The sequence below is a fragment of the Methylosinus sp. C49 genome (genome assembly GCF_009936375.1).
In the GTDB taxonomy this organism is placed as follows: domain Bacteria; phylum Pseudomonadota; class Alphaproteobacteria; order Rhizobiales; family Beijerinckiaceae; genus Methylosinus.
In genome coordinates this window covers 1-19,812 of sequence record NZ_AP022334.1, presented here as the reverse complement: position 1 = coordinate 19,812, position 19,812 = coordinate 1, and the positions used below count along the sequence as shown (strand labels likewise).

The 19,812-nt window shown below is 62.7% G+C and carries 24 protein-coding genes; 4 read left to right on the top strand and 20 right to left on the bottom strand.

Features of this window, described 5'->3' with window-relative positions; genetic code table 11:
• The first annotated feature begins 81 nt into the window (after nt 1–81).
• The 3 genes from GYH34_RS19590 to GYH34_RS19580 all read left to right on the top strand — a co-directional run bounded on the left by GYH34_RS19590 (nt 82) and on the right by GYH34_RS19580 (nt 1,282).
• The gene (locus tag GYH34_RS19590; RefSeq protein ID WP_142864563.1) at nt 82–357 is read left to right on the top strand and encodes a ProQ/FINO family protein; all 276 of its coding nucleotides are present in this window, start codon (nt 82–84) and stop codon (nt 355–357) included.
• Nucleotides 354–827, top strand: a complete 474-nt coding sequence (locus tag GYH34_RS19585; protein ID WP_142864562.1) for a ProQ/FinO family protein — start codon at nt 354–356, stop codon at nt 825–827. Before GYH34_RS19590 ends, GYH34_RS19585 begins: the two co-directional genes overlap by 4 nt.
• Before the next feature lie 149 nt (nt 828–976).
• The gene (locus GYH34_RS19580; protein ID WP_142864561.1) at nt 977–1,282 is read left to right on the top strand and encodes a hypothetical protein; all 306 of its coding nucleotides are present in this window, start codon (nt 977–979) and stop codon (nt 1,280–1,282) included.
• A gap of 150 nt (nt 1,283–1,432) precedes the next feature.
• Here the strand turns inward: GYH34_RS19580 and GYH34_RS19575 are convergent, their stop codons facing one another.
• Both GYH34_RS19575 and GYH34_RS19570 read right to left on the bottom strand, forming a co-directional pair.
• On the bottom strand, nt 1,433–2,017 hold the full coding sequence (locus GYH34_RS19575; RefSeq protein WP_142864560.1) for a hypothetical protein: 585 nt from the start codon (nt 2,015–2,017) through the stop codon (nt 1,433–1,435).
• A gap of 371 nt (nt 2,018–2,388) precedes the next feature.
• Nucleotides 2,389–4,056, bottom strand: a complete 1,668-nt coding sequence (locus GYH34_RS19570) for a hypothetical protein (RefSeq protein ID WP_161915291.1) — start codon at nt 4,054–4,056, stop codon at nt 2,389–2,391.
• Between the two features lie 514 nt (nt 4,057–4,570).
• On the opposite strand from GYH34_RS19570, the gene GYH34_RS19565 reads away from it, so the two are divergent.
• Complete coding sequence (locus GYH34_RS19565) at nt 4,571–5,092, top strand: hypothetical protein (RefSeq protein ID WP_142864558.1); 522 nt, start codon at nt 4,571–4,573, stop codon at nt 5,090–5,092.
• Between the two features lie 882 nt (nt 5,093–5,974).
• Here the strand turns inward: GYH34_RS19565 and GYH34_RS19560 are convergent.
• The 18 genes from GYH34_RS19560 to GYH34_RS19475 form a co-directional block, all read right to left on the bottom strand.
• A complete protein-coding gene (locus GYH34_RS19560; RefSeq protein WP_142864681.1) occupies nt 5,975–8,155 on the bottom strand; it encodes a CDC48 family AAA ATPase in 2,181 nt (726 codons plus the stop codon).
• A complete protein-coding gene (locus GYH34_RS19555; protein ID WP_210244365.1) occupies nt 8,152–8,733 on the bottom strand; it encodes a hypothetical protein in 582 nt (193 codons plus the stop codon). The genes GYH34_RS19560 and GYH34_RS19555 overlap by 4 nt, the downstream gene beginning before the upstream one ends.
• Before the next feature lie 14 nt (nt 8,734–8,747).
• Nucleotides 8,748–9,263, bottom strand: a complete 516-nt coding sequence (gene gvpH, locus GYH34_RS19550; protein ID WP_142864682.1) for a gas vesicle protein GvpH — start codon at nt 9,261–9,263, stop codon at nt 8,748–8,750.
• A complete protein-coding gene (locus tag GYH34_RS19545; RefSeq protein WP_142864683.1) occupies nt 9,260–9,577 on the bottom strand; it encodes a gas vesicle protein in 318 nt (105 codons plus the stop codon). The genes gvpH and GYH34_RS19545 overlap by 4 nt, the downstream gene beginning before the upstream one ends.
• On the bottom strand, nt 9,574–10,233 hold the full coding sequence (gvpJ, locus tag GYH34_RS21825) for a gas vesicle protein GvpJ (protein ID WP_142864684.1): 660 nt from the start codon (nt 10,231–10,233) through the stop codon (nt 9,574–9,576). Before gvpJ ends, GYH34_RS19545 begins: the two co-directional genes overlap by 4 nt.
• Complete coding sequence (locus GYH34_RS19535; RefSeq protein ID WP_142864685.1) at nt 10,214–10,480, bottom strand: gas vesicle protein GvpG; 267 nt, start codon at nt 10,478–10,480, stop codon at nt 10,214–10,216. The genes gvpJ and GYH34_RS19535 overlap by 20 nt, the downstream gene beginning before the upstream one ends.
• Before the next feature lie 3 nt (nt 10,481–10,483).
• Nucleotides 10,484–11,233 (bottom strand): GvpL/GvpF family gas vesicle protein, encoded by a 750-nt coding sequence (locus GYH34_RS19530; protein ID WP_142864686.1) that lies wholly within the window; start codon nt 11,231–11,233, stop codon nt 10,484–10,486.
• A 16-nt stretch (nt 11,234–11,249) separates the two neighbouring features.
• On the bottom strand, nt 11,250–11,528 hold the full coding sequence (locus GYH34_RS19525) for a hypothetical protein (RefSeq protein WP_161915290.1): 279 nt from the start codon (nt 11,526–11,528) through the stop codon (nt 11,250–11,252).
• A gap of 64 nt (nt 11,529–11,592) precedes the next feature.
• Entirely contained in the window at nt 11,593–11,919 is a 327-nt protein-coding gene (locus GYH34_RS19520) for a hypothetical protein (protein ID WP_142864688.1), read from the bottom strand.
• Nucleotides 11,916–12,929, bottom strand: coding sequence for a gas vesicle protein GvpN (gene gvpN, locus GYH34_RS19515; protein WP_161915289.1), 1,014 nt, complete (start codon nt 12,927–12,929; stop codon nt 11,916–11,918). The genes GYH34_RS19520 and gvpN overlap by 4 nt, the downstream gene beginning before the upstream one ends.
• Nucleotides 12,926–13,432 carry a hypothetical protein gene (locus GYH34_RS19510; RefSeq protein ID WP_161915288.1) on the bottom strand — a complete coding sequence of 169 codons (507 nt, stop codon included), beginning with the start codon at nt 13,430–13,432 and terminating at the stop codon, nt 12,926–12,928. Before GYH34_RS19510 ends, gvpN begins: the two co-directional genes overlap by 4 nt.
• Nucleotides 13,433–13,737: 305 nt before the next feature.
• Nucleotides 13,738–13,956, bottom strand: coding sequence for a gas vesicle structural protein GvpA (gene gvpA, locus GYH34_RS19505; protein ID WP_142864691.1), 219 nt, complete (start codon nt 13,954–13,956; stop codon nt 13,738–13,740).
• Between the two features lie 170 nt (nt 13,957–14,126).
• Nucleotides 14,127–14,579, bottom strand: a complete 453-nt coding sequence (locus GYH34_RS19500; RefSeq protein ID WP_161915287.1) for a response regulator — start codon at nt 14,577–14,579, stop codon at nt 14,127–14,129.
• Nucleotides 14,576–16,075, bottom strand: coding sequence for a PAS domain-containing protein (locus tag GYH34_RS19495; RefSeq protein WP_142864790.1), 1,500 nt, complete (start codon nt 16,073–16,075; stop codon nt 14,576–14,578). Before GYH34_RS19495 ends, GYH34_RS19500 begins: the two co-directional genes overlap by 4 nt.
• Nucleotides 16,076–16,184: 109 nt before the next feature.
• The gene (locus GYH34_RS19490) at nt 16,185–17,045 is read right to left on the bottom strand and encodes a GvpL/GvpF family gas vesicle protein (protein ID WP_142864789.1); all 861 of its coding nucleotides are present in this window, start codon (nt 17,043–17,045) and stop codon (nt 16,185–16,187) included.
• Nucleotides 17,032–18,435 (bottom strand): sigma-54 dependent transcriptional regulator, encoded by a 1,404-nt coding sequence (locus GYH34_RS19485; protein ID WP_161915286.1) that lies wholly within the window; start codon nt 18,433–18,435, stop codon nt 17,032–17,034. The genes GYH34_RS19490 and GYH34_RS19485 overlap by 14 nt, the downstream gene beginning before the upstream one ends.
• 276 nt (nt 18,436–18,711) lie before the next feature.
• Entirely contained in the window at nt 18,712–19,335 is a 624-nt protein-coding gene (locus GYH34_RS19480) for a hypothetical protein (RefSeq protein ID WP_161915285.1), read from the bottom strand.
• Nucleotides 19,332–19,652, bottom strand: a complete 321-nt coding sequence (locus tag GYH34_RS19475; protein WP_142864786.1) for a hypothetical protein — start codon at nt 19,650–19,652, stop codon at nt 19,332–19,334. The genes GYH34_RS19480 and GYH34_RS19475 overlap by 4 nt, the downstream gene beginning before the upstream one ends.
• Nucleotides 19,653–19,812: the final 160 nt, after the last annotated feature.

Below are 19,812 nucleotides of genomic sequence, written 5' to 3'. Positions count from 1 at the left end.
CGCTCGATCATAATGAATCGCGATCTAGCGAACCCGTTGGCTAGTCATTGAAAATTTCGCCAATCTCGAAGACGGGTCCTCATGACCGACACGACAGAGAGCCAAGCAGCAGACCAATCGCGGCGCTCGATCGACCGGGAGGCGCAAAAGCGCTCTCATGCCGAAGTTCGCGCGCTTCTCGATGAATTGATCGAGGCCTTCCCCGCCTCCTTTAAACCGCATGGCGCAAAAGGCCAACCGCCGCTCGCCATCGGGGTGGAAGCGGACATCCTCCTCCACCGGCCTCACATCGATCCCGCCCCGCTGAGCCTGGCGCTGCAGGTCTACACCGCTGGTCCGGAATATACCGCAGCGTGATCGCCGGATCGCCGCGCGTCGATCTCGATGGCGTCGTGCGAGCCGCGATCACATCCGAAGAGATCGGGCAGGCCGAGCGGCTCCTTCTCGAGTTCGAGAGCAGAGCGCGATCCCGTAAAATCCCGGCGAGCGAAAGTCATGCCGTGCTCGCCGAGCTGGTCATGAGCTTTCCAGCCTGCTTCAAGCCGCGCGACGTCCGCGGCCGGCCAGCGGTAGCGATCGGCATTCACAGCGATATCCTCGAGCGCCGTCCCGATCTCGATCTGCCGAAGGTGCGAAAGGCTCTCTGGGTCTATGTGACGGGCCTCGATTATTTGCGCGGGATGATTCCTGGAGCTCCGCGCATCGATCTCGACGGCGCGGTGACGCAATTCGTTACCGAGCAGGAAGCGACCAACGCGAAACGCCGCCTCGCCTTTCTTCGCGACAGGATCAAGGCCGCGCGAGTGGTGGCGGACGGAAAGGCGTAGCGCGAGAATGTCAATTCGCGCTCCTCGATGTCTGCGAAGCCGGGACTGGCCGCCGAAGGCCCCTGCGGCTAGACCAAAGTCCGCGCCGGACCGGGCCTCCGCTTCTGGCGCCACGCCCAGCCAAGTCGGCACGGGGGCGCCGAAATAGGTTGGCGGACGACGCGCGGCAGACCGAGGGGCTTTTCGGCGCGGACGAGAAGACCGAGCTGCTGATTGGCGCCATCGCGTTCCTGTTGCTGACCCTGCTCGGCGGAGCCGGTGGGGCGCACGGCATGGAGCGCCTGCTCAAAAGGAACACGACCAAGCGCCGCGTCCATTCCTTGTTCCACCAGGGATGCCTCTATTATGGCGCCAATCCGAAAATGCCAGAGCCGAAATTGATCGCGCTCTTGGAACGCCTCCAGGCGTTCATCATGCAAAACTCAGTGACGGCCGCCGTGCTCGCCGTTGGATGAAAATGAGGGGTTGGCTGAGGGTGTTGGCATCAGGGACCGCAGGACGCTTTTTCGTCAATGGGGAATTCACAAGCGGATCCGCGCAAGTTGCGCCTCGCCAAACCATGTCGGCCTCAGCACTGGTCTTGTCTTCCTCGGCGCCCAGCAGCGTCAAACTTCATCGCTTTTGTCGTGCACCTCCAACTTGAACTGGAATCCCTCGAATGACATCAGGCATCGGCCCAAATCCTCCCAGGAAATCTCCCGTCCATCAATGATAAGGAGCGGCAGGGCTCCTTCTGTCGCGGGATCCCAGTCGATGAGGGCGCGCACCACGCCGGCCTTTGCGATCTGCAGACCGTGCTCGCCGTCCTCGAGATGTTTTACGGCAAGGGCACGCTGTATCTTTGCGATCAGCCGACCGAGCATGGCGAGAAGGTCTTCTTCGGGGCCTGCAATCACTTGGAACTGGTAGCCCGCCGGGGCTCCCTTGCGAAGTTCGAACGCGTCCAAAGCGACGCCAGTCCCAAACAAGAATGTACGGAAATGGAATTCATGGACCTTTCCTCCGCTGTCTTTCAGACGTATGGGGTCAAATTCCACATGCTCGAAGTCTTTGAGGCCGGCGGCGGCGGCCGCTTCGCTATTGAAACAGCGGCGGCAAAGCTGTTTGTATCCGTTTTCCATCGAACCATATTCGACGATCTCGAAGCTCGGCGTCTGACGGCCGCACCCTTCGCATTTGGTTTTCCCCATGGTGTCCAACTCCCCGCTGAGATGAATGCGGCGCTCTCATTCGTGGATCATAGGACGCTAGCCTGGGTGAACCAACTTCGAACACATCAAGTTCGGCGAACTGACGCGCGTTCAGGGCGCTCGTGGCGTGACGTTCGAACAAACTTCTCGCGTTCGTTAACGGCGAGGATGCGCCATTTGCGGCCATTCGATGCACGAAACGATAGATTCCGCTCTTGCCTGATCTCGCGGATATTCGCTGTACAAAAAGATCGAGTCCCGCGCGCGGCCCGCGATGCAGCATTACCCAAACGACTGAACGAATCCGGGCCGACGAACACTTGCGAGCTTCCGGCCCGGCAGGTGTCTGTCGATGATCCTCACGGTTGCGCTCAATTTGGTTCAGACGGTGCGCGGCTGCTTCCCAACAAGACGTCCGCGACACCTTCAGAAAAGCGTATGGGCCGACCATCGATCAAAATGCGTCCAGGGTTCGACGGATCGCGTTCCGCCCTGGGAAGTCCATGTGCGACAATCGCGCGCGCGCAACCCTCCCAGTCGGGAGCGTCGATCCCTGTCGGTTCGTTGATCGACGCCCAGGACAGGGTGCCGAGCACGTCGCTGCCGTAGCCATGCCCTTCGCGCCAGCTCGCGCCGTGCGCGAGAAGGAAGCCCGTCAGTTCCGCGTCTCCGCGCAGGACGGCGTGGTTCAGAGCCGTCGCATCCCAATCTCCACCTCGCGCGTCGATCGGCCAGCCACGTTCGACCATGACCATGACTGCTTCTTTGAGCCCCCAGGCTGCCGAATCGGGCATGAGCCGCAGCAGCTCCATCGGGAGAGACTCCGGCAGATCCGGATGTTCCATCTGAATGCGTTGCGCCTCGACGCCGTCGGCGCGAGCGCAGGCCGCGACAAAGGCCTCGTCCGACGCAAGGGCCTCCGCCACTCCGGCGGCGCGCAGCACTTCTACCACCTCGGCCAGTCCGACTTGCATAGCCAGTCGGTAGGCGCTTACGCCGCTAGGCGTCTGCGCCCGAGGATCGGCTCCGGCCGCGAGCAGCGCGGCGATGTGGCGGGACGATCGCCGCACCGCGATCGCGCGTAGCAGCGGGGCGCCCCAGATTTTCGTAGGCCCTTCGCCGGCCGGCTCGTTCGGGTCGCCACCGTGAGCCAACAGCATTTCGAGGGCGGCCGGCTCCAGCATATCCAGCGCTCGCCGCATCGCATTGGTTCCGGAAATGCGCGCGCCGTGGCGGAGCAGCGCCTGCGTGCAGTCCGGGTTTTCCAGCGAGTGATAGAGCGATTCACCGTCATTCGGGTCAGCGCCAGCGTTCAGCAGCATCTCCGTCAGCGCCGGGTCGCGGTTGACTCCGGCTGCGCCATACAGGGCGGAGAGCCGCCCAGCATCATCAGGCGCTGCCAGGGATGCTGGCGGGAACCGATTGCCGATACTCTGATCAGGATCGGCTCCGGCATCGAGAAGGGCTTGCGCACACGCGCGCAGCCGCGTGATGAACTCCGGCAGTTGTCCGAGGCGGGAATGTGTCACGGCGACAAGGGGCGGAAGGTTGAGCGGACCGTCCGGTCGATTAATCCATTCGGGATTGACGGCGATTGCCTGAGTGATCGCCGCGAGGTCTCCGGCGGCGCAGGCGCTATAGACATTCCCCGCGAAGAGCTCCGGGTGGTCCAGCCAGAGCCGAGCCGCGAGGCTCGGTCGTGCGGCGTCAAAATTGCCGGTGACATCGCCTCCATAAGCGAGCGCCAGCCAGCGGCTTACCAGTGACGCCTGTTCGCCCTGCGCGAACGTGCCGGCTTCTACATGCAAGCTGAGGTCGGCCCACGAAGCGAAACCATATTCGCGCGCGATGCATGACTGCGCATCGTGCAAGCGAAGGCGAAGCGCCTTCGTTTGCTCCGAATTCCGATTTGCGGCCGCGGGCAGACTTTCGGCAAAACGGGCGATTGCGCTCGAATCGCCGTCGCGATAACGCCGCAGCAAAGTCTTTGCCTGCTTTTTCAAATGGTCGAGATTAGCCCTGAGGGGCAGCGTCTTCATCACAGACCTCCGTGCTTATCTTCGCCGAAGGTCCGCAGCAACGGCAGCACAAAGGGCTGGCAATCGGTCCGCTTGGAGAACAGGTGGGTTGAACCCTTCCCGCGGACCCAGGAGCGGCCTGCACCGCTGGAATAGAGAGTATCGGACAGCCTGGAGTGCCGTCAAGTCGCTATACCGGCTTTCAGGCGACGCCAACGCCTCTGGACGGCTGCGGATACCGACCTGTGCGGAGCGCCGGAAATGACCGCTGTGGTCAGTGTTTCCTCTTCGCCGTCCCGAACGGGTAGGTGGCGCCATAACCGGACGTTCGCACTAAAGGTTCGGGTCTGATCGCGGCTTCAACTGACTTTCCTGATCTCGCCTATAAACCGGCGTGGGGTTTCGACGCCGATCGGCGCGCCGAACGTTTGAGTTTCCGAATGCTAGAGGGGTCACGTTTCTATTCGGACTTACACCGGCGATGCGATATGCCGAAACTGACCGGCGCGCAGCCGTGTGAGGCGAATTGCGTTACATGCTGATACGATTTGATCTCGGCCGCGCCGCCCACCTCGGACGAAAGGATCGCGCAATCATGGGCTCATTCGTTGATAATGTCCTCAACTTGATCTTCGGGAGCGAATCCGAGGAAAAGGTTCTTGAAGCGAAAGTTTTCCGGCTGTTCGACGGGAGCGTTGTGCGCTTCGAGATCAGAACGACCGATCGCGGCGGCCCCACGGTTCACATCCGTTGCGACGCAAGTCGCGAGCGCGTCGACGTTCCCTTGGACGATGCAGAGGTCCGGCATTTCCGGGATTTCGGAGGGCGGTTCGCCGCCGATCCTGGGCGCGTCCCAGAGCTAGAAGACTATAACAGCCAGCACTTTTTCCAGATTATCCGGGGATGCAAGCCGATCCGCATGAGGACCGACCGGCGCGGGGCCGAGCCCGTCTTTTGCTTCTGCTTCGCTTTCGAGATGCCGCATGTCTATGCGCTCGACGCCGCCCAGTGCGCGGAGATGTCCGCATTCCTATCGGGCTGCGGAGCCGAGCAGTAGAGCGGGCCAACCCTCAGCGGATGCTTGAACGGAGCCCCGTCGAGGGTCCGCTAAGGGTCTTGTGTCACGAGCGTCGCCGGTCCACACGGCGGCGCGCAACTATATGGGAGATGAAGGTAGGCCCTTCGAGGTCGGCGATCAGGTGCTGATCTCAAGCCACCGCAAGCTGCTGTCGCCAAAAGCGCCGGTGGTGAACGTTGCGGAAAAGTCGGAACCAGATTCCGGCAGGCACGATTGAGAGAGGCGAGCGCAAGCAAACCGTCGATGAAGTGTCGAAAGCGGATTAGGCGATGTCGAAACCGGGGGCTGACCCTTCCTCCGGGACGAGCTCGGGAGGTGCCTGAAACGGCCCGAGCGGCATCCGGCATGTAGGCGGCGCGAATCTCAATCAGGCTTTCGTATGGAACGTGAGAACCTTGCCAGCGATGCAAAGGGAAAAGGCGCAAGCGGCTCCCACTGCGACGCCGAAAGTACCAAAGCGCTGGAGAGGGGCGGACTGCTCCGTAGTAGCGTCGAAGCGGGTGTAATGCTCGTGGAGCGAAGGGGGCGGGTCATCGCCGTTGAAAACGGACCAACCGGCTTCGCTGGGAGGAGTCCGAATATTCAACGGAAGGCGGCAGCCTTCGTGCGATGGCACGAGCCGGATGATGCGAGAGTATCACGTCCGGTTCTGTGAGGGGCTCGGGGTGAAATTCCCCGGGCCTACTCGGCACAGTTCCTCCTTCGCCGTCGGGAAGGGGGAAGTTTGGGGGCATTCGTCCAGCACTCCCGTATGGTTGGGCGAGAGACGGGCGCACTCCGCCGCCATCTACCGAATTGGACGAATGGGACGTCAAAAGATTCCATCCTCACGATCAGCGGGGGATCGCGGCGCCACCGCGATCAAGGCGTCGCACGGATCGACGCGCGACGGACCGGATTGGCGAGAGCGTGCTCGAAGTCTTCCTGCTGGAGCTGAATATTGGCGACGGACGCTCGCCCGGCGTTGCTAGTGGACGGAAAAATGCGGCGGAGTGCATTCATCGTGGCGCGATCACAAAAAAAGCGCAGCTCGGCGGCGGACATGCCCTCCGTGCGCCGAGCCAGATCCTCGATATCGACCGCCGGGTCGATCGGTCGACGCCGAAGATGCACATCCAATATGGCGTTTCGCGCCGTCACGTCCGGCCTCGGCACCTCGATATGATAATCAAGCCGGCCCGGACGCAGCAGCGCCTCGTCCAGCATGTCGGAACGATTGGTGGCGGCGATCACCCATACGTCCTTGCGCGCCTCGACCCCGTCGAGCTCCGTGAGAAGCTGGCTCGTGACCCGATCCGTCACCGGCGATCGCTCGTCCGACCCTCGGCTCGGCGCGAGCGCATCGACTTCGTCGAGAAAGACCAGGCAGGGCGCCGACTGGCGGGCGCGGGCGAAGAGATCCCGCACCGCCCGTTCGGATTCGCCGACGTATTTGGAGAGCAGCTCCGGCCCTTTGACGCTGATGAAATTGAGATTGCCCTGCGTGGCGAGCGCCTTGACGACCAATGTCTTGCCATTGCCGGGCGGTCCATAGAGCAAGATGCCGCGCGGCGCCTGGAGCCCGATTTTCTCGAAGAGATCGGGTTGCGATAGCGGCCAGTTTATCGCCTCGAGCAGAGCCGATTTGACGGTGTCGAGCCCTCCGACCTCCTCCCAGCCGACATTGGGTACGTCGATCGTGAACTCACGTAGGCCGGACGGCTCCACCTCCGACAGCGCGGCCGAACAATCCTCCATCGTGACCTCCATCGCCAGCAAAGCGTCGTAAGGAACAGGCCCCTTGTCGGGCGATAGGATCGGCAGATTGCGTCGGAGGGCGGCCATCGCCGCCTCCCGGCAGAGCGCCGCGAGATCGGCCCCGGTGAACCCATGCGCGGCCTCGGCTAGGCGATCGAGATCGACATCGGCGGCGAGAGGCATTCCACGCGAATGAATTTCGAGAACCTCCCGCCGGCCCCGCCTGGACGGCACGGAAATCGTGATTTCTCGGTCGAAGCGGCCCGGACGACGCAGTGCGGGATCAAGGCTATCGGGACGGTTGGTCGCCGCCATGACGATGACCTCGCCGCGACTCTCGAGCCCGTCCATCAGCGCCAGAAGCTGCGCAACCACGCGTTTCTCGACCTCTCCCTCGACTTTCTCGCGCTTTGGCGCGACCGCATCGATCTCGTCGAAGAAAACGATGCAGGGCGCACGCGTCTTCGCATCGTCAAATATCTTGCGCAGTCGCGCTTCACTCTCGCCGTAGAATTTTTGGATGATCTCGGGACCGCTCACATAGATGAAGGCGGCGTTTGTCTCATGCGCGATGGCGCGCGCCAGCAAGGTCTTACCGCAGCCCGGCGCGCCGTGCAGGAGCACGCCCTTAGGCGGACGGATGCCGAGCCGGTCGAAAACTTCCGGATGAGTGAGCGGCAGTTCGATCATCTCCCGAACTTTCTCGAGCTCGCGCTCCATGCCGCCGAGATCGTCATAGGTGACGACTCCCTCCACGTCGTTTCTGGCGTTCTCCGCCCTTTTTTCCCGCCCGATCTCCTTGTCGATGACGAGAAGCGTGTCGGGATGAACGATCACCGGCCCCTCCGGCTCGGTCCTCGTGACGCGAAAATCGCGATGCCCAGCCGAGAACAGCGCCGCCCGCACCAGATCGCCGCGCAGCACAGGCAGACCATCGAGCCGTCGCGCGATGAAATCGAGCTCTTCCTCGCTGATCCGGCTGGGCTCGAGCGGCGTCATCGCCACGCGGACGGCCTCTCGGCGCGGCGCCGCCGATACGGCGATCTTGCTGTGCAGCTTGGCGCCGGCGTTGATCCGCACGACACCGTCGAGCTGAATGATCTGCTGGCCGCGATGCGATTTGTATGTGGGCATCGCCTTGGCGGTCGTCCGGGTCTTTCCCTCGAGCAGGAGAATGTCGCCGGGCGCGGCGCCGAGCGTCGCCAGAGCCTCTGGATCAAGCCGCACGATGCCGCGGCCGACATCCTCGCGCCTCGCCTCGGCGACGGTGAGTGAAAGCGGCGCGTCCGCCGAAACGTCGATCATCGGGGGTGCTCCTTCGAGGAGAAAAAGGTCGGCGGCGCGTGGATGACGAGCGGCTCCGAAATAATGTCCGACGGCAGATATTTTCCGGGATCGTGCAGCGCGCCGATAAACAGCAAACCGATTTGCGTCGGGCCGAGCGTCTCGGCGATGCGCGCGGCGATGAAGCGATCGCGCCGATCCAGCAATGACTCGGCCTGTTCGCCGCCGCCCGCGCCGAGCAGGCGGTACTCCTCCAGCAACAGCTCCGCCGACTCGGAGCCGACGAGCGTCGCGCCGGCGCTCGTCAAGCGCTCGAGCAGCGCATGATTGCGGCTTCCGAGAGCGGCCAGAGTATGCACGAGATCGGCCTCGCGTCCGCACACAGGCAAGCTGTCCTGATAGAGCTTCACTTGTCTCATATCGAGCCTCAGAGCGTCGAGCGCGTCTTCGATGGCTCGCCAGATCGCATCGTAATCGCGAACGCGCTCCTCCCATTTTTGCGCGCCATATTGCGCGATGAAAGCGGCCTTATAGGCGGCGCCTTGCGACCCCATGTCGACGCTGCTGTGCAAGATCGGGATTTGAATGAGGCGTGGCATGTCGGTCTCGCACATCAGGATGGTTGCGCCTGCGGTCGCTTTCTCAGCCGCGCCTCCAAAATGCCGTTGCGAAAACTCAGCCGCGGCGTTTCGTCCGCGAGCTCGCCCTGGACGAGAATCTCCTTGCGGAAATGTCTGGAGCCGCTCTTCGCGTCCAGCGCCAGAATGTCGCCGTCGAGGATGCAGGAATAGTCGCCGTGAACGCCGGGCAGGTCGAACAGCACGATGATTTCGTCGTCCTCGTCGAAAATATCGGTGGCGGGCTCGACAAGATCCGGCTGCCGCGGGCGAGCTGTCTCGGCGTGACGGGGCGCTCGCGCGCTCGTATCCGCTACGGGCTCCTCGTCCGCATCGGGCCGCAGTGAGCCGCGGCCGAGGGAATATTCGACCACGACGCCGTTCTTTTCCTGGCGGCCTCGGCGAGGGAGCTTGCCGCTCTGCTCGATTTCTCCGAGCGCGTCGATGAGATCGGCTAGCCGACGCGCGATCCGGGAGAGGCCGCTCACGCCCTTGTCATTCTCGCTCGTCATGGAGGTGTCGTCTCCTTTTCTGTGGGGACGCCGGCCTCGAGCCGGCGCAGGCGGCTTTCGAGATCATGAAGCGGGAAATCGCCATTCTTTCTCGAATCTGCGTTCCACCAATCGAGTCCGAGTTCGCGCGCGCGATCGACCGAGCAGATGACCAGCCGCAGCTCGACGGTGAGAAGCTCGACCTCGACGAGCTTCACCTTGATGTCGCCCGCGACGACGATTCCCTTGTCGAGTATTCGCTCGAGCAGATCGGCGAGATTAGTACTCTCGACCGCATGGGTGAGGCCGGCGCGGGAATCGGAAATGGATGTCATGTCACGCCTCTTTCTTCTGTTGTGGCGGGCTCGAAAGCGCCGGCTCCCAAACGGAGCGCGAGATCTTCTCCCTCAAGTCCGAACAGACGGCGGAGCGTCTCGATCTCCTGGGCCTGCGCCAGAAGCCCGCGGCCGAGCGCGTCGATCTCCGCGTCGCTCAGTACTCCCTTTTCGACGCGGCGCAGAGCCTGCTTCTCCAACAGCTCATGCAGCAGGCCGACGAGGGTCAGCACCAGTCGCAGCAACCCTTTCGGCAGCTCTTCTTGCCGCACGTCGTTCGGTCCGTCGACCGCTTCGAGGCGCGCCCGCGGCGCTCGCTTCGACGTGAAGCGGGGCCGCACATCGATCGCCGAAGACAAGGGAGGGCCGTCACGCGGGATCGGGCGTCGAGGCGATCCGCTCCGCGCGGGCGGCCCCTCCGGGAAAGCGGTGTCGAACGAGGCGAGCAGCAATCGCAGATCGAGGTGAATGAGCTCGACTCCGGCCACGCCGATCGTCGCATTGCCGTCGACGACGACGCCGCATTCGAGCAGCCGATCGAGCGCCTCGGCCAGGGACACCAGCGTCTCCCTTGCCGGCGAGGACGCCTCGAAGTCCCGCCCGAGCTCTTCGTTCGGCGCCGCCGTGGGATAGGCTCTAGGCTGCACCCCCGTCATCCTCCCCTCCGACTTCTTGCTGCTTGCCGCGTAGACGGTCGAGCCGCTCCAACAGCGCGTTCTCCTGCCGCTCGAAGGCTTCCTCGCCCAGTTCCCGATTCTCCAGCCGATGATGCAGCGTGGTCAGTTCGGCAAGGAGTTGTCGCGCCTCCGCCTCGCGTTCGGCCTCGGCCGCCTTGGCGATCTCGCGGAGCACGAACATCATGCCGCGCGCCGGCGCCATCAGAAGATCGTCGATCAGGAACATCGCTCACGCCTCCTCGAGCCCCGCCGAAAAATCGAGCGAGACGAAATTATGCGGCGGCCATGGGCCGTTCAGGCCGAAGACGAATTCGTCGCCGAAATCGGCGGCGACCGCCTCGATCGCGGCGGCGAGCAAGTCCGCCTCAGCGCGCCGAGCCAGCACGGCGAAATTGGCGATTTCCGTCTGGCTGCGGGGCGGCAAAAGTTTCACCTCAGCGGCGGCCGGAGCGATGCCTTCGCTCACCTTTTCCGCCACCGTCCCGCGAAACTGCGTGAACACGGATTCGAAAAGCTGACCGAGGCGAATCTGCTCTTGTTGCGTGGGCGCGCGGCGGCGGCCAAAGGCGCGGTCGCGCGCCGCCTTCAGCTCCTGCGAGCGCGCGACCAGATAGGTAATCGGATCGGGGCCGTAGAGCTTGATCTGCAATCCGAACTCGACACAGCCGCGAACCCGTTCGAGCATCGCCGCGATATCCGCGTGGCGGCCGCCGAGAAATTCGGCCAGGGCCTCGCGCGACGGGGTGAGCGTGCCGAAGGCCATGGGCAGCATGTCGTATCGCCGGTAGAGAGCGGAGAGAACCTGCTGCTGGGCCAGAATATGTTTCCGTTCGGGCCGGATGGCGCCGCCCGGATGATCGCTGACGATGGCGCAGATTCCATCGTGTGAGATCGATGTGACCGGCCGCCCTCCGATGCCGCGGAGCGGCTCGAATTCCGGCTCGGCCGCGCCGACGATGCCATAGACGAACATCGACATCTGATTTTCTTTCCCGCTATTCGTCGAGCTCGAAGGCGATCACGGCCAATTGCGAGTCCATGTCCAGGCTCCACCGCTCGCGCTTCAAAACCTCCTGGCTGACCGGAATGCCCAGCGCCTTGACGGCGAGGTCAGGGGTCAAGACATCGGCTTCGACTGTCCAGACACCCTCTTCGCCAGCGGGCGGAGCGATGCGCGTGATCTTGATCTCTCGGGCCTGCAGCTCGTCCGTGAGGAAAACGCGCGCGGCGGCTCCGACCGCGCGCAAGCCATTTTCGACGCGGCGATGTTCCATGCTCGGAATGGCCTCCGACCTTGCTTCCGGTTTCTTTGCCATGGCGAATGCCCGCTCCTTCGATTCAATAGGCGTAGCGGAAACGTCCTCCGCGGGGCCGGCCCGGCTCCGATCCGCGGCCGTTCCGGTCGGACGCTTCCGGCGGGAGCAGAGCGCGCACCGTGTTCAGTATCTGCGCCCTTTCCGCCTCGATCTCATTGCTGCGCGCGAGAAGAGCCGCGATGCGCGCCCGCCCCGTGCGGATCTCCTGGGCATGACGGGCGCGTTCGAGCTCGAGGAAGCTGATGCGCAAATAAGCCTTATGGGCGGGGACGGATTCTCGCTCGCCGCCGCGACGCGTCGGAATCTGAGCCAGTCCGCGTGGCGGCATGACGCAGCGGATACGGTTCATGCCGCGTCTCCCGTCTTGGTCGTCGTTCGCGCGCCGCGGGTCCGCCGCGCCGAGCCACAGCTTCGCCGCACCAGACTGTCGATAAAATCGTAGCGTCCTTCCCCCGCCTCGACGCGGAGGCCATTCGGCGCAACGCCGGCGAGCATGTCTCGACAGGCCCAGAGAAAATCCTTGTCGTCCGGGTCCGCCTTGGCGCCTGTCAGCGATAGAACGCGCCCGATGGCGACGCAGGCGCGGATCGTAGGATGACTCGGATCGCGGCCCTCGCGTCGGCATAGAGCGACGATGTCGACGATGCGCTCCGCCTCGGCGAAATCTATGCCCGACTTGGACGCGGTGATCGCTATCTCCGTCTCCCTGTCGTAATGGCCGAGGCTGATCGTCACCATGCGGTCGAGCAATGCGTCCTGAGCGCGATGCACGCCGGCGTATTCGGCTGGGTTTGAAGTGAAGATTGCCCGAAAGTCGGGATGCACGCTGACATAGCCCTCGCCTCGTCCATGGAGCTGCGGCGCATTCAGCACGCCCTCCGACAGGATCGACAAAAACGGATTATTGGCCTCCGGACGGCTGCGATTGAACTCGTCATAGATGATCGTGTGGCCGTGGCGGCAGGCGGTGGTGATGCGGTTGTCGACCCAGAGCGCATGGCCCCGCTCTTCGAGCTTGACGACCGAAGATATGAAATTGTCGATCACTCGCGACTTTCGATAGCCGCTCTCGCGCCCGACCAGATCAGAGCTTCCGAATTCGTGATCTCCGTGCAGAAGCGTGGTCGGTCGCCCGTGCAGCGCGGCGACATGAAAGGCGAGCGTGGTCTTCCCAGTCCCTGCCGGTCCTGAGAAATGCACCGAATATCCCGCGTTGAGATAAGTGAGCGCGCGGTTCGTGATCTCGTCGAGCGTGCGCGAGGCGACGAATTCGTCGCTCGGCCGCAGGATGATCGCCGAATTTTCCGCCGCATCGGAAAACTCGGCGAGCGTTTCTTCGAGTCGGTCCGTCGCGCTCATTCCGAAATCTCCGCGCTGTCGGTTTCGGAGACGGACGACGCGCGCCGCCGACCCGAGCGATATGAATTATCCTTTTGGCCGGACTCCCAAGTGGCGCTCTCCGATGCGAACGCGGGAGCCGCTACGGCGACGGCGTGGACGGGCGTCGGAACGGGTTCGAGAGAGCTTACGACGACAGTCAGCGCCGGCGACGGCGATGGGGCTCCCGAGAGTCGCGCGCACCAAGCAGCCCGCGCGCCGAGGCGATCGGCCGATGCGGAGCCGAGATGATCTCGCACGGATCGGAAGATCGCTTGGCGCTCGGCGGCGCGGATCGTTCTGGCCTCGGCGAAATTGGCGCGCAGCAAAGCGACCTGGCCGGTGAGGTCATTCAGGAAAGCACGGGCGCTCGCCCGCTGGGCGTTCGCCGCGCTTTGACGCGCCTGCCCATTCGCCGCGACCGTGCGCCGTCCGTCGGCGAGTAGCCGGTAGACCTCCTGGCGCAGGCCACGGCGATCTGCCACCGCAGCGTCCTGCCTCACACGAGAAAGCGCCGCGAGAGTCCGCTCGTGCTCCCGGAGTTGCGATCTGACATTGGCGCGTCGCTCCTCGAGATTTGCTCGCCGCTCCTGGGAGGCGGTCGCGAAGCGTTGGCGGAGAGTGACGATCTCGTCGGCGAGACGAGAAAAATCTTCGGAGAGGCTCGACATGGCGGGACCCTTCTGGATTGAAAAGAGTTGAGGGAAGAAGGCTCCGCCGGGAGGCGCGCGCTCTCGGACCGTCGGTCTCCGAGGCGTTCTCCCGGCAGGCTCGCGTGGCGAGTTCCGCGTTACGCCGGGGTCGCAGCGGAAGCAGTGAGGCCGACGGCTTCGGCATACTTCAGGTACGTCTCGACCGACGCCACCACAACGCGGGCCTCGACGGTGATGAGCTCGATGCCGACCAGAGAGACCTTCACCCACGCGTCGATCACAATTCCCTTATCGAGGATGCGATCGACCACTTCCGCGAGGCTGGAGGAATCGGTGGTTTTCTGTACACGGGCCATGCTGAACTCCTTCGATGGCGTTGTGTTTCGATTGCCCGCGAGAGACTTCTCCTCACGTGGGCCGTCTGTGAATGGCAAAGGTCATGCCATCGGCACCTGCGCAAAACATCGTGTAATTTCAACGATGCTATGGTTGGCATCGTCATGGGGCCGCTTCAGGCGGGCGGGCATTACCGCCCGTTACGGGCGGTAATGCCCGCCTCGCTTTCAGCGCCGCCGCGTTGGCTGGCGTTCTCGCCTCTATCCGAATTTGCGATCCCAGCCATGGCGGATTCGATATCGAAGGGCTTGGCTAGAAAGCGACTGATAACGCCGCTTCGAATGGCGTCGACGATTTTTGGATCGTCTTCCGAGAAATAGCCGGAAATCGCGGTGATCTCGATTCGCGGCTGAAGCTCCGCGATCATTTTCGCCAATTGCATGCCTTCGATGTCCGGTAGTCGCAGATCGACGAAAGCGAGGGCGAACCGATTGCCCTCACCGTACAGCGCCAACGATTCACGTCCGCTATGAGCGACCACCGTCCTGCGCCCGCATGCTTCGATTACGCATCGAAGCACCCAGCACATGTCCGAGTCGTCGTCTATGATCAGAATGGGAAGCTCCGACGGCGTGTTCGTCATCGGGATAACATCGTCTGAGCGGAAAGCGCTGTAGCGGCTGGCGGGAGCGCCTGCGCGAGACGAACCGAGAAAATGCTACCGAGCGGCGACGCTTGCCGCACATTGATGCTGCCGCCATGTTGAATCACGATCGAATGTGACAAGGAAAGGCCGAGCCCCAAACGCCTGCTGTCCTTCCAGGTCGTGAAGAAAGGATCGAATATCCGGGAGATATGCTCTTCGGAAATTCCCGCGCCCGTGTCCCCGATCTCGATCAGGACGTTTTCATTCTCCGCGGTCAACAGGATGGAAAGCTCTCCGCCCTTCGGCATGACCTGGAAAGCGTTGCTCACGAGATTGATCATGACAAGCTCGAGAAGACTTTGGACTCCTTGGGCGTGAAGCGATTCCTCAGGGCCGCGCACGTCCCAATGGATTGAAGTGCCAACGGAAGCTTCGCCCGACGCGAACATCACCGCATTCTTCAGCACCTGCGTCATGTCCACCGATTCGGTCTCGCGGATACGGCTCGGCCGGGCAAAACGCAGAAGGCTGTCGACGATGAGCGACGCCCGCCTGATGCCGCTGATGATTTTGTCAACGCAATCGTCGAGTAGGGCCGGCGAGGCGATCCGCTGCTTGAGGAGCTGCGCCGCGCCCGAGCTCACCCCGAGCGGGTTGCGGATTTCATGCGCTATGCCCCCGATGACTCGGCCCAGCGCCGCGAGCTTCTCGGCCTGCTGCACCTGCGCTTCGAGCTCCCGTTGCTTGAGAAGGTTGCGACCGACCACGACGGCGCCGGTGACTTTCCCGTTGATGTCGGTCATCAGCGAGAGATTCCACGAGACCGGGATGCTCTCGCCGTTCTTACACATCATGGGCCATTCAGCAGAGCGCCGCCGTTCGCTCTGCCCGATCTCGTGAAACCAGATCTCGACGTCGGTGTTCTTCGGCGCCTCGATCAGATTTGCGAGCGGGCGACCGTACATGTCGTTCGACGAAAAGCCTGTGGCCTGTTCGGACGCGGCGTTCCAAGTCAGGATTCTGCCTTCGGGATTGGTGGAAATGATCAGATCGGCCGCACTTTCGACGACGCTCGCGAGATGCATCTGCATCTCTCTGACCTGGTCGGAAAGCCGGAGGAGGTCGGTGACGTCATCCATCACCAGGATCGCTGCGGCGAAATCTCGACGCAGCCGCAATGGACAAATATTATAGGAGTAGATGCGCGTCGAGACACCAGGCGCCCGATATGTCATGCGTTGCCTACGAAGCGTCGCGCCATCGCTGATGACATTCCGAAGCTGCTGCTCGAGCGGCGTATCGCGAAAGGCGACGGGCAACACGTCGTGGAGATGCCTGCCCAATGTCTGCTCTACGCCACGGCAGGATTTCTCGAGGAAGTTTTGATTGGCCATGACCACGCGGAGCTTCTCGTCGAAAATCAAAATCGACGATGGGATCGATGCGTTCACCGCGTGAAATAAGCTCTCATAGTCCGGCGTCGTGAAATTCATGGAATGCTCCGGTCGGAACGCCGGCTCGGATCCGACTGTCGCCGTATCCAGCGATAGACAACCGATGACGGCCGCGATTCTCCCTCGGGGTCGAAGACAATCACCCTTCTCAATCGAGAGTCGGCCGAAAGCTATAAGGAGGCCAAGGCCCCGAAACGGCGAGCCGGAGCGGCGAGCCCACCTTGACGCAGGCCGGGTTTAACGAAGCGAGCGTCGTACGGAGCGCCGCCGCCTGTTCGGAACGAATCAGAAGGACGAGGCTGCCGACCTGTTCTCCATTTATTTCGTTCCCTGTAACTCGCAATCGCGGGCGAGGCGGCCTGAGCACGGCGTTTGATGGTCGGAGCTCATGCTGGAGTTCGGAGAGAAGCGAGACTGCCGCACGGCAGGCCAGTCGCTTCGCCGAGGCGATGAGCGCCGTGCGCTCGCGACAAAGGCGGAGATAACGCGCTCCCGCCGACAGCGAGAGAAAATCCGGCCACTCGCTTGCCGCCGTCCTTTCGAGAAGATCATGCCCGTCGAGGATTGCGAACGCGCTCACCTCCCACTCTTCGTGGTCCGCGGTCTCACGTAGAAAGCCGGCAATCTGTCGCTCGTGACGGCCAACGAAATCGAGCAGGACCTCGGCCGAAGAGAATAACGTGCCGAAGCCGGCCGGAAACACGGCTCCATCCCGCATCGCGAGCTCGAGCACGGCCTCGTGTCGACGGCAGCGCGCCGCCACCCAGGCCGGGTCGTCGAGGTTGCGTTCGCCGACGGCGCCGATGAAATCCGCGGTGGGCGTCGGCGCCGCCAGCGCGGCGACCGTTCCCACTCGAAATAGACGAAAATCGGCGCACGCCTCCGCATTCGGATTTGACGAAAGCGACTCCAGCTTCCTCTCTGCGTCCACGAAGGCATATAGATAGAAGCTGCTTCCCGCAGGGTCGGATGCTCCCCGCCCCTCGGTCTGCGCCTCAATGCGAAGCATGTCCGGGCTCCGTCCTCGAGTCCGGCGCGGGCGCGGCCGATCCGAGCTGTTTCAGCTTTGTGCGATAGGTCTTGTAATCCATTCCTAGAAGGCGCGCGGCTTGCGCCTTGTTGCCACCCGCCTGATCGAGCGCGTCGAGAAGCGCCGGCCGCTCGGTCTCACGAACCTGGTCGGCGACGATGCGCCGCAACGACTTACCTGTGGTCCGTCGCGCCCCCGCCATTGTCGTCGGTCGATAGGAGCGGCTACTCTGAAGGCTGGCTTCGACATCCTCGGCGCTGAGAAGCGACGTGGCGGTGAGCGTGGCCCGTCGCACGACGTTCCGCAGCTCCCTTACGTTGCCCGGCCAATGATGGCGCTCCAAAAGAGCGATCGCATCTGGCGCGATATCGATGGGATCGCGTTCCAACTCCTTTGCTGCTTGCCCAAGGAAGCGCCGGGCTAGAAGCGCGATGTCCTCCTTGCGGCTTCGCAGTGGCGGCAACTCGACGACATATTCGGCGAGACGGAAATAGAGATCAGAGCGGAAGCGCCGATCCTCGACCTGTGCATAAAGATTTTCATTGGTGGCGGCGATGATTCTCGCATCCACCGGAATCGGGACATTGCCGCCGACCCTGTAGATCGCCCGCTCTTCCAGAACCCGCAGCAGCGCCTGTTGTCCGATGAGGGAAAAGTTCCCGATCTCGTCGAGAAACAGGGTTCCGCCTTTCCCCGCTATTTCGAAGCGGCCGCGACGCCGTTCGTACGCCCCTGTGTACGCGCCCTTTTCGGCTCCGAACAGCTCGACATCGGTCAGCGATTCCACCAGAGCGCCGCAATCGACAGTGACGAGCGGCGCCTCCTTGCGTCGCCCGCTCGCGTGCAGAGTCCGAGCCAGAACTTCCTTGCCGGTTCCCGTTTCGCCGAGGAGTAGAACCGAATAATCGGTGCCTACCACGATTTCCAACTGATCGACGAGTCTCTGGATCGCGGCGCTTTCGCCCATCATCTCCATAATACCTCGACGGAAATCCGAACCGCCGAGAGGCGTGCGGCGTTCACGTTGCGAAATGGCTCGCAGAACCGTGTCGAGCAGATGATCGTTGCAGAAAGGCTTGGTCAAATAATCAAAGGCGCCTGAACGAAGCGCGTCCATGGCGCTGGAGATGGTTCCATAGGCTGTTATCACGATCACTGGGAGCGCCATGTCATAGCGCCGAAGCCGTTGCAGCACTTCCACGCCATCGCCCCCCGGAAGCCGAAGATCGAGAAGCACGGCGTCCGGCCGGCGCCGCTGCGCCAGCTCGAACGCTTCCCCACCATCGCAGGCCTCGATTGCTTCAATGCGCGCGTTGCCGAAAATATTGCGCAGGAGCCAGCGCATTTCTGCGTCATCCTCGACGATCATTACTACTGGGGGCGCCAAATCCTCACGACAACTGTGTACTGCGACTTTCGAGCGAGAGGCAGATCCCACATCATTCATTCACACGCTCCGTGACATTTGCGCCGACCTGATTTCGAAAAGTCCTGTCCGATCGTAGCGATCATCGCTGCTTCGCGTGCCCCGAAGGGGCACGGCCCTCTGACTTTTGGTCGTCGAACGTTTCCCGGTAAACGAGCCGAACACCTCCACCTCGGCTGCAGGAGGCGACGCTGGACTTCGTTTGCGAAAGCGCCTTGCTCAGATCGCGAACGGGTCGCTGGGCGCGGGAACGAGAATGGCGGATAGCTTGCGACAGAATTCTTCGTTCGAGACTCCGAGCGCTAAGGCCGTCCGGCGGAAGTCGCCCTTGAATCTGCGCAGGGTACGCAAAACGAGGCGGCGCTCGACCGCCTCGAGCGAATTGCCGACGAGCATGTCAACGGCGACATCATCGGTTCGAAGCGGGAGAACGTCGCTTCTGCACGTGCGCCGATCGTTATCGGGCGTTCTTCCTACCATCAGAAGGAGAGGCTCCGCACTATCCGCGCGTTCTTGCGCAGCGGCGCGTCGAAGCTGCACTTCGCGCATTGTCGCATCGCGCTCGGTCTGGATCAAAAGCCCGATGGGGTCGCCGACCGAGAGGAATGGGCCGCCCTCGTCGTGACGAACGAGGAATTGCGGAGCGAGCTCGTCGAACGTCGCTTCGTAGAACAGGCTTAGATCAACGCCGAGGGTGCGCAGCCGAACACGGCGATAAGGCGCCGCGGGCCGCGACAATGATTGGTCGTCGTCCCGCCCGGGCGCTTTGACCGGATCCGCGCCCTCGTGCGTGCGTCTTCCGAACGGCGGCGGCGGTTTGGAGCCGGGAATGCGTAACGTCATCGCAGCACCCCGACTTGCCAGCCTGCGTAGGCGCTAACGATCGCGGTCATGACCACGACTATGGCGAAGGTCGCATTTCCGGCCGCCAGGAAACCCATGATCGCACCCGAAAGCGCAGCCATCGCCATGCCGACTACCGCTGCGCCGTCCCCGTCACCTTCCGGGTCATATGAGTCAGAGCGGCTTTTTCGCGGCCCCGGCCTGTCGGAAGCATCTTCCTCCTCCGCGTGCAAAAACTCCCGAGGAAGCAGGTAAATCGCGCTCTGGTGGCAACCGTCGCGACCCAGCGCATCGTCGACGCCCTGTTTATCTGACATAAACGGTCATTTACGGCCAGAATGAAAACAAAGGAAAGTCCGTGATATCCGATCCGTAAAGCATCGGATTCAAAGCGATATTTAGAACCGACCCGCGAGTTTTCAAAGCCGGAAGGAAAGGACCGTTTATGTCAAGGGCGTCGTCGTCGTCAAAATGAGA

Bases quoted from the DNA above. Each gene is read 5' to 3' on its own strand.
- GYH34_RS19590 (WP_142864563.1), top strand. From the start codon at position 82: ATGACCGACACGACAGAGAGCCAAGCAGCAGACCAATCGCGGCGCTCG.
- GYH34_RS19575 (WP_142864560.1), bottom strand. From the start codon at position 2,017: ATGGGGAAAACCAAATGCGAAGGGTGCGGCCGTCAGACGCCGAGCTTC.
- GYH34_RS19570 (WP_161915291.1), bottom strand. From the start codon at position 4,056: ATGAAGACGCTGCCCCTCAGGGCTAATCTCGACCATTTGAAAAAGCAG.
- GYH34_RS19565 (WP_142864558.1), top strand. From the start codon at position 4,571: ATGCTGATACGATTTGATCTCGGCCGCGCCGCCCACCTCGGACGAAAG.
- GYH34_RS19560 (WP_142864681.1), bottom strand. From the start codon at position 8,155: ATGATCGACGTTTCGGCGGACGCGCCGCTTTCACTCACCGTCGCCGAG.
- GYH34_RS19555 (WP_210244365.1), bottom strand. From the start codon at position 8,733: ATGCCACGCCTCATTCAAATCCCGATCTTGCACAGCAGCGTCGACATG.
- gvpH (WP_142864682.1), bottom strand. From the start codon at position 9,263: ATGACGAGCGAGAATGACAAGGGCGTGAGCGGCCTCTCCCGGATCGCG.
- GYH34_RS19545 (WP_142864683.1), bottom strand. From the start codon at position 9,577: ATGACATCCATTTCCGATTCCCGCGCCGGCCTCACCCATGCGGTCGAG.
- gvpJ (WP_142864684.1), bottom strand. From the start codon at position 10,233: ATGACGGGGGTGCAGCCTAGAGCCTATCCCACGGCGGCGCCGAACGAA.
- GYH34_RS19535 (WP_142864685.1), bottom strand. From the start codon at position 10,480: ATGTTCCTGATCGACGATCTTCTGATGGCGCCGGCGCGCGGCATGATG.
- GYH34_RS19530 (WP_142864686.1), bottom strand. From the start codon at position 11,233: ATGTCGATGTTCGTCTATGGCATCGTCGGCGCGGCCGAGCCGGAATTC.
- GYH34_RS19525 (WP_161915290.1), bottom strand. From the start codon at position 11,528: ATGGAACATCGCCGCGTCGAAAATGGCTTGCGCGCGGTCGGAGCCGCC.
- GYH34_RS19520 (WP_142864688.1), bottom strand. From the start codon at position 11,919: ATGAACCGTATCCGCTGCGTCATGCCGCCACGCGGACTGGCTCAGATT.
- gvpN (WP_161915289.1), bottom strand. From the start codon at position 12,929: ATGAGCGCGACGGACCGACTCGAAGAAACGCTCGCCGAGTTTTCCGAT.
- gvpA (WP_142864691.1), bottom strand. From the start codon at position 13,956: ATGGCCCGTGTACAGAAAACCACCGATTCCTCCAGCCTCGCGGAAGTG.
- GYH34_RS19500 (WP_161915287.1), bottom strand. From the start codon at position 14,579: ATGACGAACACGCCGTCGGAGCTTCCCATTCTGATCATAGACGACGAC.
- GYH34_RS19495 (WP_142864790.1), bottom strand. From the start codon at position 16,075: ATGAATTTCACGACGCCGGACTATGAGAGCTTATTTCACGCGGTGAAC.
- GYH34_RS19490 (WP_142864789.1), bottom strand. From the start codon at position 17,045: ATGCTTCGCATTGAGGCGCAGACCGAGGGGCGGGGAGCATCCGACCCT.
- GYH34_RS19485 (WP_161915286.1), bottom strand. From the start codon at position 18,435: ATGATCGTCGAGGATGACGCAGAAATGCGCTGGCTCCTGCGCAATATT.
- GYH34_RS19480 (WP_161915285.1), bottom strand. From the start codon at position 19,335: ATGACGTTACGCATTCCCGGCTCCAAACCGCCGCCGCCGTTCGGAAGA.
- GYH34_RS19475 (WP_142864786.1), bottom strand. From the start codon at position 19,652: ATGTCAGATAAACAGGGCGTCGACGATGCGCTGGGTCGCGACGGTTGC.